This window comes from Inquilinus limosus DSM 16000 (assembly GCF_000423185.1).
In the GTDB taxonomy this organism is placed as follows: Bacteria; Pseudomonadota; Alphaproteobacteria; order DSM-16000; family Inquilinaceae; genus Inquilinus; species Inquilinus limosus.
Map to the genome: position 1 here is coordinate 90,510 of NZ_AUHM01000013.1, position 15,342 is coordinate 105,851.

Below are 15,342 nucleotides of genomic sequence, written 5' to 3' on the forward strand. Positions count from 1 at the left end.
CTTGTCTCTGCCAAGGCGCCGCCCTATCGTGCGGCGCCTTTCGTCCAGGAGACCGAGCGGATCATGCCACGCCACGCCGCCGTCATCGTCGCCGCCGGAACCGGCGAGCGGTTCGGCGGCTCCCTGCCCAAGCAATACCGCCCGCTGGCCGGCAGCACCGTGCTGCGCCGGTCGGTCGAGGCCTTCCGCGGCAGCGGCCGTTTCGACGACGTCGTCGTGGTGATCCGCGACGAGCACCGCGACCTCTACGAGGCGGCGACCGCCGGGCTGGACCTGCCCGGCCCGGTGACCGGCGGCGCCACCCGGCAGGACAGCGTACGCGCGGCGCTGGAATGGCTGGCGCCGCGGGCGCCGGAGCTGGTGCTGGTGCACGACGCGGCCCGGCCGCTGGTGGACCGGGAAACGATCGAGCGCGTGCTCGACGCCCTCGCCTCCGCCGAGGCCGCGATCGCCGCCGTGCCGGTGGTCGACACCATCAAGCGGGCCGAGGGCGGCATCGCCGCCGGCACGGTCGACCGCAGCGGCCTGTGGCAGGCGCAGACGCCGCAGGGCTTCCGCTTCGCCCCCCTGCTCGCCGCCCACCGCGCCGCCGCCGGCGAGGCCCTGACCGACGACGCCGCGGTGGCGGAGCGCCAGGGCATCGCCGTGCGCCTGGTCGAAGGCCATGTCGACAACTTCAAGATCACCACGGAGGCGGACCTGACCCGCGCGGAACGACTGCTCGGCGGCGTCGCCGATATCCGGACCGGCACCGGTTTCGACGTGCACCGCCTGATCCCGGGCGACGCCGTGATCCTGTGCGGCATCCGCATTCCCCATGCAGCCAAGCTGGAGGGCCATTCCGACGCCGATGTCGGGCTGCACGCCCTGACCGACGCGCTGCTCGGCGCCATCGGCGCCGGCGACATCGGCCAGCATTTCCCGCCCTCGGACGAGCGCTGGCGCGGCGCCGATTCCGCCGCCTTCCTGGCCCATGCGGCCGAGCTGGTGCGGGCCCGCGGCAGCATCCTCAACGTCGACGTCACGCTGCTGTGCGAGCGGCCGAAGATCGGCCCGCACCGCGCCGCCATGGTGGCGCGGATCGCCGAAATCCTGCGGCTCGAGCCCGAGCGGGTCAGCGTGAAGGCGACCACGACCGAGCGGCTGGGCTTCACCGGCCGCGAGGAGGGCATCGCCGCCCAGGCCGCGGCGAGCGTGCGGATCGAGCGCTGATGCCGTTCCGGCCGCTGCCGCCCGGCTGCACCTTCTGGCAGCCGACCACGCTGCTGGCGACGATGGGCGGGATCGGGCTGATCCGGGTGGCTTCCGGCACCTGGGGGTCGCTCGCCGCCCTGCCCCTGGCCTGGCTGCTGTGGCGGCTCGGCGGGCCGGCCGCGGTGGTCGCGGCGGGGATCGCCCTCGGCCTGGCCGGGGTCTGGGCGGCCGGAGCGGTCTGCCGCGGCGGCGAGGCGGATTCGAGCGCGATCGTGGTCGACGAGGTGGCCGGCCAGCTGCTGGCCCTGGCGCCCGTCGCCGGGGTGCTGTGGCTGTACCCCCTCGCCTTCGCCCTGTTCCGGCTGCTCGACATCGCCAAGCCCTGGCCGATCTCCTGGCTCGACCGCGAGCTCGCCGGCGGCTGGGGCGTGATGATGGACGACATCGTGGCCGGGATTGCCACCGCCGCAGTCGGGGCGGCGGTCCTGGCGGGAGGGCTGGCATGACCGACGGCGCGGACCTCGCCCTGGCCGAGCAGGTGCTGGCCGCCTGCCGGGCCCGCGGACTGACGCTGGCGACGGCGGAGAGCTGCACCGGCGGGCTGGTGGCGGCGGCGCTGACCGCGATCGCCGGCTCGTCCGACGTGGTCGAGCGCGGCTTCGTCACCTATTCCAACGCGGCGAAGTCCGAGCTGCTCGGCGTACCGACCCGGCTGATCGCCGACAAGGGCGCGGTCAGCGCCGAGGTTGCGTCGGCCATGGCCGACGGGGCGCTGATCCGCGCCCGGGTCGGCCTCGCCGTGGCCGTCACCGGCATCGCCGGCCCCGGCGGCGCCACCCCGGGCAAGCCGGTCGGGCTGGTCCATTTCGGCCTGGCCCGGCAGGGCGCCGCGACCCTGACCGAAAGGCGTATCTTCGCCGGCGACCGGGCCGCCGTCCGGGCCCAGGCGATGCGGCGGGCGCTGGAACTGCTGCTGGCCGGCGCGCAAGCTGCGAAAACCGCATCCCCTCCCGCCGGCTGACGCGGGTTGCCGCCTGCGGTGCCGCACCGCATGATGCCCGGCGAGACTCACCCGAAAGTATCGTGCCTGTGCGTCTGATCTCGGCCGCCTCGGGCCTCTGGCCCTTGCCCCTCCTTGCCTTCGGCGCCCTGATCCTATTCGCCTTTCCGGCCTCGGCGGCCGCCAGCTTCGAGAGCGCCCGCTGCGTCTTCGCCGTGCCGCGCGGGGAACGGGCGACCTGCGGCTTCGTCGCCGTGCCGGCCCATCGCGAAGGCACGCGCGGCCGCAGCCTCCGCCTCTACGTCGCCGTGCTGCACAGCCGCGCCGCGTCGCCGCTGCCCGACCCGGTGATCTTCCTCAACGGTGGCCCGGGGGACGCGGCCTTCGGCGACGACGCGGACACCTGGTGGCAGATCAGCCGGCCGATCCGCGAGACGCGGGACTTCATCGTCTTCGACCAGCGGGGCGTCGGGCAGTCCCGGCCCAGCCTGGACTGCCCGGAGCTGGACCGCGTCGCCGACCGGAACTGGACGCCCGGGCTGACCCGGGCCGAGGTGCTGGCGCTGGAGCGGCCGGCGGCGGTGCGCTGCCACGACCGGCTGACACGGTCCGGCATCGACCTGTCGGCCTTCACCACCGCCGAGGCCGCGGCCGATGTCGACGACGTCGCCGCCGCGCTGAACTACGAGGGCTACAACCTGATCGGCGTCTCCTACGGCAGCCGGGTGGCGCTGGCGGTGATGCGGGATTTCCCCGACCGGGTACGCAGCACGGTTCTCGACAGCGTCTATCCGCCCGGGATCTTCGACCTCGACACCCAGCCGGCGCTGATCGCCCGCGTGTTCCGCCGGCTGTTCGGGGAATGCAGGACCAGCTCCGATTGCGACGCCCGGTACCCGCTGCTGGAAGCCCGCTTCGACGGCATGCTGGCGCAGCTCCGGACCCAGCCGGAGACGGTCCGCCAAGGTCGGAAGACCATCCGGGTCGACGACGGCATCGTGCTCGATGCCCTCTACGCCGCCTTCTACGATCCGACCGTCGTGCCCGAGCTGCCGGACCTGATCGACAAGGTCGCGCGCGGCGACCTGACCGCCGTTGCACCCTGGATCGGGCCGGTGTTCAGCGGCGGGCCGAACCGCTCGGACGGGCTGGCGCTCAGTGTCGCCTGCAGCGAGAGCTGGCCCTTCGCCACCCGCGACGCGCTGGCGGCGTCGGTCGCCGCCTCCGAGCCCTATGGCGGCAACGCCGCCTATGCGCTGGAGTGGCAGGTCTGCGATTCCTGGCACGTGCCGCCGATCTCGGCGGTCGATGCCGTGGCGGTGTCGAGCGCCACGCCGACCCTGCTGCTGGCCGGCAGCTTCGACCCGATCACGCCGCCCGAATACGCCTATATCGCGGCCAGGACCCTGACCAACGGCCGGGTCGTCGAGTTCCGGGCCGGCAGCCATTCCATCCTGAGCACCGAGGCCTGCGCGCCGGAGCTGGTGGCCCGCTTCATCGACTCCCCGGCAGCGCCGCTGGACGCGCTCTGCACCGACCGCACGCTGGCGCCGCGCTTCACCAGCGCCGGCCTGGCGGATCAGCCGCCCTCGGCCACCGAGGCGCGGTCGCCGTAGATTGGGCGCATGGGGCAGCTTGCCCCACGTCGCGCCAGCGGGTCGATCACCCCATTTTCCACGGAGATGAGGGCGTCCAACGCATTGCGACTTGATTATTTGCTTAGCGCAAGCAATTATCGGCCATGCATTCAGACGATCGAACGAACAACCTCCTGGGTGCACTCGTTGTCGCGCTTGGCGACGCCATGCGAGCGAGCGTTGAGAAGGCCTCGGGTCACGGGGTGACGGCCTCGGCCGCGCTGGCAACCGCATTCTTCTATCCGGGCAAGTCGGTGGACGCCTTACGCCGGATTCTCGGGCTTTCCGCGGCAGGCGCGACCCGACTTATCGACAGGTTGCAGGCCGACGGCCTCGTTGAACGGCGCACGAGTCTTGATGACGGCCGCTCGCGCGCCGTCCTGCTGACCGAAGCCGGCAGCAAGTGCGCGGATGAGGTGCTGGAGGCACGCCGCGCGGTCTACTCACGCGCCTTGGCAGTGCTGTCGACGGACGAGCGAAACCAGCTCGCGCGCATGCTTGACACGATGCTGACCGCTTTGACGCCCGATCGTGCGACCTGCGACCGGACCTGCCGCCTGTGCGACATCGCGGCATGTCCCCAGGACATCTGCCCCGTCGAACTCGCGGCCCTCCGCGTGGAAGGGGCCGAATGAGCTCCGTGATCCGCCGGACGATGGTCCTCTCACTCGCGCTGTGACACGGGGCGATACTCTTCGCAACCGGAGAAACCGCGATGACCCGACGCAATGAACCAAGAGGCGGCAACGTCGCAGCCGGCGTTGCCCATGCACTTCCGGCTCGCGTGACGTCGGCCGGCAGACTGATTGCGCTTATGGGCGTGATCCTGGTGCTTCTGATGATCGGTGGTCTCAAGTTCACGCAGATCGAGATCGACGGCTTGAAGCCGCTCATCAGCGGAACGCCCTGGCTGGCGTGGATGTATCCGGTGTTTGGTGAAGCCGGCGCGTCCTATCTGCTCGGCGTGGTCGAAATCGCGACGGCGTTGCTGTTGTGCGCCTCGCCCTGGTCCGCCCGCGCCGGAGTGGCTGGTGGCGCGCTCGGCGCGCTCACCTTCTTCGTCACGACGAGCCTGCTCGTGCCGTTGCCGGTGTGGGAGGAGGCTTCGGGTGGATTCCCGGCGCTGAATGAGCTCGGATACTTCCTGATCAAGGACATCGCCTTGCTCGGCGTGTCGCTCGTTGTCCTCGGTGAGAGCCTCGCGCGCGACGCAGCACGGCCAATTTAGCATGCCATGGCGGCAAATTGAGGTGCCCACCCTGATGGATCAGCCGCCCTCGGCCGCCGCCGCGGCCACCGAGGCGCGGTCGCCGTAGAGCGCCCGGGCCCGGGTCTCGAAGGCGGCGACCATGCGGCGGAAGGCCTCGTGGAACACGGCGCCGATCAGCGTCTGCAGCACCCGCGACCGGAACTCGAAATCGACGTGGAAGTCGATCTCGCAGCCGGCGGGATGCGGCAGGAAGCGCCAGCAATTGGTCAGCCGCTTCATCGGCCCGTCGACATAGGAGACGTCGATCTGCCGGCCCGGCGTCAAGGTGACCCGGCTGGTGTAGCGCTCTCGGATCATCTTGAAGCCGATGACGAGATCGGCGATCAGCACGTTGCCCTCGCGCTTGCGGATGCGCGCGGCGAGGCACCAGGGCAGGAAGCTCGGGTAGCTCTCGATATCCGCCACCAGCTCGTAGAGCTGCTGGGGCGTGTAGGGCAGGACGCGCTGTTCGGTGTGTGACGGCATGATGAACCCGCGGGACGCTCGACAATCCTAAATAAGACCGTCGGCAGCGTCCCGCCAGTGCGACCTTCAGGCGCCCTGGGCCAGGGCGACTAGGTCAATCGATCCCGAGGTGACACCCAGCCGGGCCAAGCGGGCGGCCTTCAGCTTCTCGAAATCGGCGCCGGCATGATAGGACGACCGGGTCAGCGGCGACGCCGAGATCATCAGGAAGCCCTTGGCCCGGCCGATCCGCTCGTGGCTCTGGAACTCCTCCGGCGTCACGAAGCGGTCCAGCTTCGCGTGCTTCGGCGTCGGCTGCAGATACTGGCCGATGGTCATGAAGTCGACATCGGCGGCGCGCAGGTCGTCCATCACCTGCCCCACCTCCTCCGCCGTCTCGCCGAGGCCGACCATGATCCCCGATTTGGTGAAGATGGTCGGGTCCAGCTCCTTCACCCGCGACAGCAGCTGCAGCGAGGTGAAGTAGCGGGCGCCGGGCCGGATCGACGGGTAGAGCCGCGGCACGGTCTCGAGGTTGTGGTTGAAGACGTCCGGCCGCGCTTCGACAACGATTTCAACAGCTCCCGGCTTGTTCTTGAAGTCGGGAGTGAGAATTTCGATGGTCGTGTCCGGCGAGGCGGCGCGGACGGCGCGGATGGTCTCGGCGAAATGCCGGGCGCCGCCGTCCTCCAGGTCGTCGCGGTCGACCGAGGTGATGACGATGTGGCTCAGCCCCAGCCTTCCGCAGGCCTCGGCCACGTGCTGCGGCTCATGCGGATCGAGCTGGTCCGGCCGGCCGGTGGCGATGTTGCAAAAGGCGCAGGCCCGGGTGCAGACCGAGCCCAAGATCATCACCGTGGCGTGGCCCTTGGCCCAGCATTCGCCGATGTTGGGGCAGGCCGCCTCCTCGCACACCGTGTTCAGCTTGAGGTCCCGCATCAGCCTGCGGGTCTCGTGATACTCGGCCGAGACCGGCGCCTTGACCCGGATCCAGGCCGGCTTGCGCGGCACCGGGTTGTCCGGACGGTGCGCCTTCTCGGGATGGCGAAGATGGGGCTCTACAGCGGACATGGTCGTCCTTGCGGGTTGCGGCCTCGGCTCGGCGGCGCCTCACCCAAAGATGGGCAAACGCCGCCGGAAGCCAAGCACGCTTTGCTCAATAGTGGATTGCGCGCCCGTAGGCGTCGAGCACGCTTTCATGCATCATCTCGCTCAAGGTCGGATGCGGGAAGATGGTGTGCATCAGCTCCGCCTCCGTCGTCTCCAGCGTCTTGGCGACGCCGTAGCCCTGGATCAGCTCGGTGACCTCGGCGCCGACCATATGGGCACCCAGCAGCTCGCCGGTCTTGGCATCGAACACGGTCTTGACCATGCCTTCGGGCTCGCCGAGCGCGATCGCCTTGCCGTTGCCGATATAGGGGAAGCGGCCGACCCGGACCTCGTAGCCGGCCTCCTTGGCCTTGGCCTCGGTCAGGCCGACCGAGGCGACCTGCGGCATGCAGTAGGTGCAGCCCGGGATGTTGGTCACATCCATCGGGTGCGGATGCTGGCCGGCGATCTTCTCGACGCAGATCACGCCCTCATGGCTGGCCTTGTGCGCCAGCCAGGGCGGGCCGGCGACGTCGCCGATGGCGTAGACGCCCGGCTCGTCGGTCTCGAGATAGGGGCCGACCACGATGTGGCCGCGCTCGACCTTCACCTTGGTGTTCTCGAGCCCGATGTTCTCGACGTTGCCGTCGATGCCGATCGCCAGGATCACGCGGTCGACGGTGATCTTCTCGGTCTTGCCGCCGACCTCGACCGTGGCGGTGACGTTGTCGGCGCCCTTCTCCAGCTTCTGGGTCTTGGCGCCGACCAGGATGCGCATGCCCTGCTTCTCGAACTGCTTCTTGGCGAAGGCCGAGATCTCCTCGTCCTCCACCGGCAGGATGCGGTCGAGCATCTCGACCACCGTCACCTCGGCGCCGAGGTTGCGGTAGAAGCTGGCGAATTCGATGCCGATGGCGCCGGAGCCGATGACCAGCAGCGACTTCGGCATGGTCGGCGGAACCATCGCTTCCTTGTAGGTCCAGACCAGCTTGCCGTCCGGCTCCAGCCCCGGCAGCACGCGCGCCCGGGCGCCGGTGGCGATGATGATGTGCTTCGAGGTCAGGGTCTCCTGGCCGCCGGCCTTCAGCGACACCGCGACCTTGCCGCCGCCGAGCAGCTTGGCCGTGCCGTCGAACACCGTCACCTTGTTCTTCTTCAGCAGGTGCTTGACCCCGCCGGCCAGCTGGGCCGCGACCTTGCGCGACCGCTCGACCACCTTCTTAAGATCGAAGCTGATGTCCTTGGCAGAAAAGCCGTATTCGCCGAGATGCTTCAGCAGATGCGAGATCTCGGAGGAGCGCAGCAGCGCCTTGGTCGGGATGCAGCCCCAGTTCAGGCAGATGCCGCCGAGATGCTCGCGCTCGACCACCGCGGTCTTGAGCCCCAGCTGGGCGGCGCGGATGGCGGCGACATAGCCGCCCGGGCCGGCGCCGACCACCAGGACGTCGAAGCTCGTATCAGCCACAGTCGTGTCTCCTTGCTGCCTCCCGCACCCCGGCGGAGGCTGTCACGGGGTCGCCGGCCAGGGGCCGGGACCGCAGCCCCGGCCCGGACCGGTCAGAGCATCATGCTGAGCGGCGCCTCGACGAGCGCCTTGAAGGCGGCCAGGTACTCGGCCCCGACCGCGCCGTCGACGGCGCGGTGGTCGACCGAGAGGGTGCAGCTCATCACCGTGGCGATGGCGAGGGCGCCGTCCTTGACCACCGCCCGCTGGGTGCCGGCACCGACCGCCAGGATGCAGGACTGGGGCGGGTTGATGATCGCCGCGAAGTCCTTGACCCCGAACATGCCGAGATTGGAGATCGAGAAGGTGCCGCCCTGGTACTCCTCGGGCTTCAGCTTGCCCTCGCGGGCACGGGCGGCGAGATCCTTCATCTCGGCCGAGATCGTGCCCAGACCCTTGCGGTCGGCGTCCTTGATGATCGGGGTGATCAGGCCGCCCTCGGTCGCCACCGCCACCGAGACGTCGACCCGCTCGTACTGGATCATCGCCTCGTCGGTCCAGGAGGCGTTGGCCGCCGGCACCTTGCGCAGCGCCAGCGCCGCCGCCTTGATGATCAGGTCGTTGACCGACAGCTTGACGTCGCCGCGGTCGTTCAGCTCCTTGCGAAGCTTCAGCAGCGCGTCGAGCTCGATGTCGACCGTCAGGTAGAAATGCGGGACGGTCTGCTTCGACTCCAGGAGCCGGCGCGCCACCGTCTTGCGCATGTTGCTGTGCTTGACCTCGCTGTAGGGGATGCCGAAGGCGTCCGCCAGCTGCTTGGCGTTCGGGCCGGCGGCCGCCGGCTTCGCGGCCGGGGCGGCGGCAGGCGCCGGCGCGGCCTTCGCAGCCTCGGGCGCCGCGGCCGGCTTGGCCGCGGGAACGCCGCCGGCCAGCGCCGCGTCGATGTCGGCCTTGACGACGCGGCCATGCGGGCCGCTGCCCTTCAGCGCGGCCAGGTCGATGCCGGCCTGCTGCGCCATGCGGCGCGCCAGCGGGCTGGCGAAGACGCGGCTCTCGTCATGGCCGTTCGCCGCCGGCTTCGCGGCAGCCGGGGCGGGCTGCGGCGCCGGAGCCGGGGCTTCTGCCTTCGCTTCCGGCTTCGGCTCGGCCGGGGCCTCAGCCTTCGGCGCGGGCGCTCCGCCCTTCAGCGCGCCGGCGTCCTCGCCCTCCTCCAGCAGGATGGCGATGACCTCGTTGACCGGCACGTTCTCGGTGCCCTCGGGCACCAGGATCTTGCCGATGGTGCCTTCGTCGACCGCCTCGACCTCCATGGTCGCCTTGTCGGTCTCGATCTCGGCGATCACGTCGCCCGACTTGACCTTGTCGCCCTCCTTCTTGTGCCAGGTGGCGAGCGTGCCCTCGGTCATCGTGGGCGACAGCGCGGGCATCAGAATGTTGATCGTCATCGATCCCTCCCCTGTCCGGCGCCGGGCCTAGCGGTAGCAGGCGGCCTTGGCCGCCTCGACGATGTGCGACGCCTGGGGCAGCGCGAGGTGCTCCAGGTTCGCGGCATAGGGCAGCGGCACGTCGACCGCGCAGACGCGCCCGACCGGGGCGTCGAGATAGTCGAAGGCGTGCTCCATCATCAGCGCCGCCAGCTCGGCGCCGATGCCGGCGAAGGGCCAGCTCTCCTCGGCCGAGACCAGGCGGTTGGTCTTCTTCACCGAGGCGACGATGGTCTCGATATCGAGCGGCCGGATGGTGCGGAGGTCGATGACCTCGGCGTCGATGCCCTCGGCGGCCAGGGTCTCCGCCGCCTCCAGCGCCTTGCCGACCATGATCGAATAGGCGGTGATGGTGACGTCCTTGCCCGGGCGCACGATCTTGGCGCGGCCGATCGGGACGATGAATTCGGGATCCTCCGGCACGTCGAAGCTCTGGCCGTAGAGGATCTCGTTCTCCAGGAAGATCACCGGGTTCGGGTCGCGGATCGCGGACTTCAGCAGGCCCTTGGCGTCCGCCGCCGACCAGGGCGAGACCACCTTCAGGCCCGGGCAGTGCGCGTACCAGCTGGCGTAGTCCTGGCTGTGCTGGGCGCCGACGCGGGCGGCGGCACCGTTCGGGCCGCGGAACACGATCGGGCTGCCCATCTGGCCGCCGGACATGTAGAGGGTCTTGGCCGCCGAGTTGATGATCTGGTCGATCGCCTGCATGGCGAAGTTGAAGGTCATGAACTCGACGATCGGCCGCAGCCCCGCATAGGCGGCGCCGACGCCGAGGCCGGCGAAGCCGTGCTCGGTGATCGGGGTGTCGATCACGCGCTTGGCCCCGAACTCCTCGAGCATGCCCTGGCTGACCTTGTAGGCGCCCTGGTACTCCGCGACCTCCTCACCCATCAGGAACACGGTCGGGTCGCGCCGCATCTCCTCGGCCATGGCGTCGCGCAGCGCCTCGCGCACGGTGATGCGCTTGGTCTTGGCGAAATACTTGTCCTCGTCGGTCGCGGGCGGCGCCTTGGTCGCCGGCGGCGCGGCCGGGGCGGCGGCCGGCGCCCGGGCCTCGGCCTTCGGCGCCTCGGGGGCGGCCGGCTCCTCGCGCGGCGTCTCCGCCACCGGGGCCTTGCCGTTCGCGGCGGCGATGTCGCCCGCGCTCTCGCCGTCGCCGAGCAGGATGGCGATCGGGGTGTTCACGGCCACGGCCTCGGTGCCCTCGGGCACCAGGATCTTGCCGATGGTGCCTTCGTCGACCGCCTCGACCTCCATGGTCGCCTTGTCGGTCTCGATCTCGGCGATCACGTCGCCCGACTTCACCGCGTCACCCTCGCGCTTCAGCCATTTCGCGAGCGTGCCCTCGGTCATGGTCGGCGACAGGGCCGGCATCAGGATTTCGGTGGGCATTGGGGAATTCTCCGGCAGCCGGCGGCGCCCGTCGCGGCGCCCGCCGGGTCGTGATGACTCAGGCTTCGATCAGGACGTCGGTGTAGAGCTCCGACGGATCGGGCTCCGGGCTCTGCTGCGCGAATTCCGCCGCATCGTTGACGATGCCCCGGATCTCCTTGTCGATCGCCTTGAAGTCGTCCTCGCTGATGCCGCCGATCGCGTCGATCTTCTTGCGCACGAGGTCGATCGGGTCGTGCGTCTCGCGCATCTTCGCCACCTCCTCCTTGCTCCGGTACTTGGCCGGATCGGACATGGAGTGGCCGCGGTAGCGGTAGGTCATCATCTCGAGGATGGTCGGGCCGCCGCCGGAACGGGCGCGCTCCAGCGCCTCCTCGGCCGCGGCCTTGACCGACAGCACGTCCATGCCGTCGACCTGGACGCCGGGGATGCCGTAGGCCTGGCCGCGCAGATGCAGGTCGGCACTGGCCGAGGCGCGCTGCACCGAGGTGCCCATGCCGTATTTGTTGTTCTCGATCACATAGACGACCGGCAGCTTCCAGAGGGCCGCCATGTTGAAGCTCTCGTAGACCTGGCCCTGGTTGGTCGCGCCGTCGCCCATATAGGCCAGGGTGGCGCCGCCATCCTCCTTGTAGCGATGGGCGAAGCCGAGGCCGGTGCCGAGCGACACCTGGGCGCCGACGATGCCGTGGCCGCCGAAGAACTTCTTCTCGCGGCTGAACATGTGCATCGAGCCGCCCTTGCCCTTGGAGTAGCCGCCGCGGCGCCCGGTCAGCTCCGCCATCACGCCGCGCGGGTCCATGCCGCAGGCCAGCATGTGGCCGTGGTCGCGATAGCCGGTGATCACGTCATCGGCCGGGATCTGCGCCGCCTGGACGCCGACCACCACGGCCTCCTGGCCGATATAGAGATGGCAGAAGCCGCCGATCAGCCCCATGCCGTAGAGCTGGCCCGCCTTCTCCTCGAAGCGGCGGATCAAAAGCATATCCCTGTAGTACCGCAGCAACTCATCTTTGCCGGCGGCGGCGGGAGCCACGGCTCCCGACGTCTTCTCCTGCGCGGGACGACGTTTCGTGGCGGCCAATGGATCCTCCCTCAGACGGATGGCATCGGATTAGTAGGCGCGCATAGCAGTTTCGCCTGGCCCAGTGCTACCCCGCACGGCCGGAATTTGCAAGGCACAGGTCATGATATGTCCCAGGCCGGCGCCGAGCGCGCCGCAGCGGCTACTGGGCCTGAGCCGGAGCGGCTTTCGGGTAGAAGATGACGACTTCGTCCGGCCGGGCGACGTTCAGCATCGCCCGGGCCCGTTCGTCCAGCATGTCGAGATCGACCTGCTTCGGGTCGATCAGCGCGGCGCGCTTCTCCATCTCCACGCGCTGCGCGGTCAGCGCGTCCAGCGTCACCTTGGCCTGGTCGACCTCGCCCTGCAGGGCGTCGCGGGCGAAGATGCCGTGGTCGCCCTGGATCGCGTGGTAGGTGAAATAGGCGATCAGGCAGACGCCGACCACCGGCCCGATGACGGGCCGCAGTTTCCGCCGGAGATAGCGAAACATGCTCATGCCCTCAGATCACCATAGGTCGGGGTCGGCGTCAATCGACGGTACTAGCGCTGGCGCAGCACCGACCGGCCGGCATAGCTGGCGGCGCGGCCCAGTTGCTCCTCGATCCGGATCAGCTGGTTGTACTTGGCGAGCCGGTCGGAGCGGCTGAGCGAGCCGGTCTTGATCTGCCCGCAATTGGTGGCGACGGCGAGGTCGGCGATGGTCGCGTCCTCGGTCTCGCCCGAACGATGCGACATCACCGCGGTGTAGCCGGCCTTGTGCGCCATCTCGACGGCCTGCAGCGTCTCGGTCAGGGTGCCGATCTGGTTGACCTTGACCAGGATCGAGTTGCCGATGCCGCGGGCGATGCCCTGGGACAGGCGCTCCGGATTGGTCACGAACAGGTCGTCGCCGACCAGCTGGATGCGCTGGCCGAGGGTGCTGGTGATCGCGGCCCAGCCCTCCCAGTCGTCCTCGGCCATGCCGTCCTCGATCGACACGATCGGGTAGCGCTTCACCAGATCCTCGTAATAGGCGGCGAGGCCGGCGCTATCGAGGGTCTTGCCCTCGCCTTCCAGATGGTAGCGGCCGTCCTTGTAGAACTCCGTCGAGGCGGCATCGAGCGCCAGCACCACATCATCGCCCGGCTTGTAGCCGGCCGCCTCGATCGCCTGGACGATGAAGCTCAGCGCCTCGTCGGCGGAGGCGAGATTGGGGGCGAAGCCGCCCTCGTCGCCGACATTGGTGCCGTGACCGGCATCCTTCAGCTTCTTGCGCAGGGCGTGGAACACCTCCGACCCGGTGCGCACCGCCTCGGCCAGGGTCGGCGCGCCGACCGGCATGATCATGAATTCCTGGATGTCGATCGGGTTGTCGGCATGGGCGCCGCCATTGATGATGTTCATCAGCGGCACCGGCAGGGTGCTGGCATAGGCGCCGCCGACATAGCGGTACAGCGGCAGGCCGGCATCCTCGGCCGCGGCGCGGGCCACGGCGAGGCTGACGCCGAGGATGGCGTTGGCGCCGAGGCGGCCCTTGTTCGGGGTGCCGTCCAGCTCGACCATGGTGCGGTCCAGCGCGATCTGGTCCTCGGCGTCGAGGCCGGTCAGCGCGTCGAACAGCTCGCCGTTCACGGCGTCGACCGCCTTGGTCACGCCCTTGCCGCCATAGACCGACTTGTCGCCGTCGCGCAGCTCGACCGCCTCATGGGCGCCGGTCGAGGCGCCGGAGGGCACGGCGGCGCGGCCGAAGGCGCCGGATTCGAGGGTGACGTCGACCTCGACGGTCGGGTTGCCCCGGCTGTCGAGGATCTGGCGGGCATGGATGTCGACGATCGCGGTCATAGCTGCCTCTCGCTTGGCGCAGGAGTGGTAAGGCGGGAATCGGCGGGGCCAGACTGTGCCGCGGACCGGAAAATGCAAGGACTTTTGCCTCTGCGCCGGTGGCAGATCTCACATCCGGCGATTGTGGCGCCCCCGTGTTGAAACTGCGTCAATTTGGGGAGTAGCCTCCCGACAAAACTACGCAACTCAAGGTGCCGAGATGCGGCTTCTCTCTCACATGCTGTCGCGCTTCGTGCAGGCCGGGCGCCTGCGCGTCACCGACGCGGGCGGCGTGGTCCACGATTTCGCGGGCAAACAGCCCGGCCCCTTCGCCTCGGTCCGGCTGCACGACCCCGCCCTGCCGCGGAAGCTGTTCGCGGCCCCGGCGCTGGTGGCCGGCGAGGCCTATATGGACGGCACGCTGACGCTGGAGGACGGGACCACGCTGCGCGACCTGTTCGCGCTGTACGGCCATAACTTCCAGGCGCTGGACGGCTATCCGCTGCAGGCGTTCCTGAACTCGCTCGGCCGCCGGCTGCGCCGGCTGCAGCAGTACAACCCGATCGGCAAGGCGCAGGAGCACGTCGCCCATCACTACGACCTGTCGCGCGAGCTGTTCGAGCTCTTCCTCGACGAGGACATGCAGTATTCCTGCGCCTATTTCGGCGAGGGAGTGCGCACGCTCGAGCAGGCGCAGGAGGCCAAGAAGCGGCACATCGCCGCCAAGCTGATGCTCGACGGCGCCAGAAGCGTGCTCGACATCGGCAGCGGCTGGGGCGGCATGGCGATGACCCTGGCCGAGCTGGCGCCGGTCGAGGTCACCGGCGTGACCCTGTCAGTCGAGCAGCAGAAGCTGGCCCAGGAGCGCGCCGCCAAGCGCGGCCTGGGCAACCGGGTGAAGTTCGAGCTGCGCGACTACCGCCAGCTCGATCGGCGGTTCGACCGGATCGTGTCGGTCGGCATGTTCGAGCATGTCGGCGCCGCCTATTACGACGAGTTCTTCGCCAAGGTACGCAACCTGCTGGCCGATGACGGGGTGATGCTGCTGCATTCGATCGGCCGCATGGCCCCTCCGGGCAACACCGGCGCTTGGCTGCGCAAATACATCTTCCCGGGCGGCTACGTGCCGGCGCTGTCGGAGGTGATGGCCGCGGTCGAGCGCCAGGGGCTGTGGGTGACCGACATCGAGATCCTGCGGGTCCACTACGCCGACACGCTGGCGGCCTGGAACGAGCGGTTCCAGGCGCAGCGGGAGCGCATCGCCAAGCTCTACGACGAGCGCTTCTGCCGGATGTGGGAGTTCTACCTGCTGGGCTGCGAGAACGAGTTCCGGCTGGGAACCTGCATGGTGTTCCAGATGCAGCTGGCCCGGAAGCGCGACGCAGCACCTTTCACCCGCGACTACATCACCGACACCGAGCGCCGCTACGCCACCCTGGCCGCGGCGGCGGAGTAGCCAGGCCGGCCCGGGTCGTCGATGCGAACCCGGGCTCTGACTAGTCCTCTTCTGTCATGCCCGGGC

The 15,342-nt window shown here is 69.6% G+C and carries 15 protein-coding genes; 7 read left to right on the forward strand and 8 right to left on the reverse strand.

Annotated features, from left to right (window positions below):
- Positions 1-63: 63 nt before the first annotated feature.
- The 6 genes from G537_RS0113760 (at position 64) to G537_RS37905 (ending at position 5,059) form a co-directional block, all read left to right on the forward strand.
- Positions 64-1,212: a bifunctional 2-C-methyl-D-erythritol 4-phosphate cytidylyltransferase/2-C-methyl-D-erythritol 2,4-cyclodiphosphate synthase gene (locus G537_RS0113760; RefSeq protein ID WP_026870613.1), complete on the forward strand. Its 1,149-nt coding sequence runs from the start codon at positions 64-66 to the stop codon at positions 1,210-1,212.
- Entirely contained in the window at positions 1,212-1,700 is a 489-nt protein-coding gene (locus G537_RS0113765; RefSeq protein WP_051248394.1) for a phosphatidylglycerophosphatase A family protein, read from the forward strand. The genes G537_RS0113760 and G537_RS0113765 overlap by 1 nt, the downstream gene beginning before the upstream one ends.
- Positions 1,697-2,215 (forward strand): CinA family protein, encoded by a 519-nt coding sequence (locus G537_RS44275; protein WP_026870615.1) that lies wholly within the window; start codon positions 1,697-1,699, stop codon positions 2,213-2,215. The genes G537_RS0113765 and G537_RS44275 overlap by 4 nt, the downstream gene beginning before the upstream one ends.
- A 62-nt stretch (positions 2,216-2,277) precedes the next feature.
- Positions 2,278-3,810 (forward strand): alpha/beta fold hydrolase, encoded by a 1,533-nt coding sequence (locus G537_RS37900; protein ID WP_162146106.1) that lies wholly within the window; start codon positions 2,278-2,280, stop codon positions 3,808-3,810.
- A gap of 125 nt (positions 3,811-3,935) precedes the next feature.
- Positions 3,936-4,466: a MarR family winged helix-turn-helix transcriptional regulator gene (locus G537_RS0113780; protein WP_026870616.1), complete on the forward strand. Its 531-nt coding sequence runs from the start codon at positions 3,936-3,938 to the stop codon at positions 4,464-4,466.
- Between the two features lie 80 nt (positions 4,467-4,546).
- Entirely contained in the window at positions 4,547-5,059 is a 513-nt protein-coding gene (locus tag G537_RS37905) for a YkgB family protein (protein WP_051248397.1), read from the forward strand.
- Between the two features lie 39 nt (positions 5,060-5,098).
- On the opposite strand, the gene G537_RS0113790 is transcribed toward G537_RS37905, so the two are convergent.
- The 8 genes from G537_RS0113790 to eno form a co-directional block, all read right to left on the reverse strand.
- Positions 5,099-5,566 (reverse strand): type II toxin-antitoxin system RatA family toxin, encoded by a 468-nt coding sequence (locus tag G537_RS0113790; RefSeq protein ID WP_026870617.1) that lies wholly within the window; start codon positions 5,564-5,566, stop codon positions 5,099-5,101.
- A 66-nt stretch (positions 5,567-5,632) separates the two neighbouring features.
- On the reverse strand, positions 5,633-6,616 hold the full coding sequence (gene lipA / locus G537_RS0113795) for a lipoyl synthase (RefSeq protein WP_026870618.1): 984 nt from the start codon (positions 6,614-6,616) through the stop codon (positions 5,633-5,635).
- Positions 6,617-6,701: 85 nt separating this feature from the next.
- Positions 6,702-8,099 carry a dihydrolipoyl dehydrogenase gene (lpdA, locus tag G537_RS0113800; RefSeq protein ID WP_026870619.1) on the reverse strand — a complete coding sequence of 466 codons (1,398 nt, stop codon included), beginning with the start codon at positions 8,097-8,099 and terminating at the stop codon, positions 6,702-6,704.
- 92 nt (positions 8,100-8,191) lie between these two features.
- A complete protein-coding gene (locus tag G537_RS0113805; RefSeq protein ID WP_026870620.1) occupies positions 8,192-9,523 on the reverse strand; it encodes a pyruvate dehydrogenase complex dihydrolipoamide acetyltransferase in 1,332 nt (443 codons plus the stop codon).
- A 27-nt stretch (positions 9,524-9,550) separates the two neighbouring features.
- Complete coding sequence (locus G537_RS0113810) at positions 9,551-10,954, reverse strand: pyruvate dehydrogenase complex E1 component subunit beta (protein ID WP_026870621.1); 1,404 nt, start codon at positions 10,952-10,954, stop codon at positions 9,551-9,553.
- A gap of 58 nt (positions 10,955-11,012) precedes the next feature.
- Positions 11,013-12,038, reverse strand: a complete 1,026-nt coding sequence (gene pdhA, locus G537_RS0113815; RefSeq protein WP_026870622.1) for a pyruvate dehydrogenase (acetyl-transferring) E1 component subunit alpha — start codon at positions 12,036-12,038, stop codon at positions 11,013-11,015.
- A gap of 142 nt (positions 12,039-12,180) precedes the next feature.
- Positions 12,181-12,510 (reverse strand): FtsB family cell division protein, encoded by a 330-nt coding sequence (locus G537_RS0113820; RefSeq protein WP_051248398.1) that lies wholly within the window; start codon positions 12,508-12,510, stop codon positions 12,181-12,183.
- 50 nt (positions 12,511-12,560) lie between these two features.
- On the reverse strand, positions 12,561-13,841 hold the full coding sequence (gene eno, locus G537_RS0113825) for a phosphopyruvate hydratase (protein WP_026870624.1): 1,281 nt from the start codon (positions 13,839-13,841) through the stop codon (positions 12,561-12,563).
- Positions 13,842-14,040: 199 nt separating this feature from the next.
- Between eno and G537_RS0113830 the strand changes: the two genes are divergently transcribed.
- On the forward strand, positions 14,041-15,276 hold the full coding sequence (locus tag G537_RS0113830) for an SAM-dependent methyltransferase (RefSeq protein WP_026870625.1): 1,236 nt from the start codon (positions 14,041-14,043) through the stop codon (positions 15,274-15,276).
- The last annotated feature ends 66 nt before the right edge of the window (positions 15,277-15,342 follow it).

Bases quoted from the DNA above. Each gene is read 5' to 3' on its own strand.
- G537_RS0113805 (WP_026870620.1), bottom strand. From the start codon at position 9,523: ATGACGATCAACATTCTGATGCCCGCGCTGTCGCCCACGATGACCGAG.
- G537_RS44275 (WP_026870615.1), top strand. From the start codon at position 1,697: ATGACCGACGGCGCGGACCTCGCCCTGGCCGAGCAGGTGCTGGCCGCC.
- G537_RS0113810 (WP_026870621.1), bottom strand. From the start codon at position 10,954: ATGCCCACCGAAATCCTGATGCCGGCCCTGTCGCCGACCATGACCGAG.
- G537_RS0113780 (WP_026870616.1), top strand. From the start codon at position 3,936: ATGCATTCAGACGATCGAACGAACAACCTCCTGGGTGCACTCGTTGTC.
- G537_RS0113830 (WP_026870625.1), top strand. From the start codon at position 14,041: ATGCGGCTTCTCTCTCACATGCTGTCGCGCTTCGTGCAGGCCGGGCGC.
- G537_RS0113765 (WP_051248394.1), top strand. From the start codon at position 1,212: ATGCCGTTCCGGCCGCTGCCGCCCGGCTGCACCTTCTGGCAGCCGACC.
- G537_RS0113760 (WP_026870613.1), top strand. From the start codon at position 64: ATGCCACGCCACGCCGCCGTCATCGTCGCCGCCGGAACCGGCGAGCGG.
- G537_RS37905 (WP_051248397.1), top strand. From the start codon at position 4,547: ATGACCCGACGCAATGAACCAAGAGGCGGCAACGTCGCAGCCGGCGTT.
- lipA (WP_026870618.1), bottom strand. From the start codon at position 6,616: ATGTCCGCTGTAGAGCCCCATCTTCGCCATCCCGAGAAGGCGCACCGT.
- G537_RS0113820 (WP_051248398.1), bottom strand. From the start codon at position 12,510: ATGTTTCGCTATCTCCGGCGGAAACTGCGGCCCGTCATCGGGCCGGTG.
- G537_RS0113790 (WP_026870617.1), bottom strand. From the start codon at position 5,566: ATGCCGTCACACACCGAACAGCGCGTCCTGCCCTACACGCCCCAGCAG.
- eno (WP_026870624.1), bottom strand. From the start codon at position 13,841: ATGACCGCGATCGTCGACATCCATGCCCGCCAGATCCTCGACAGCCGG.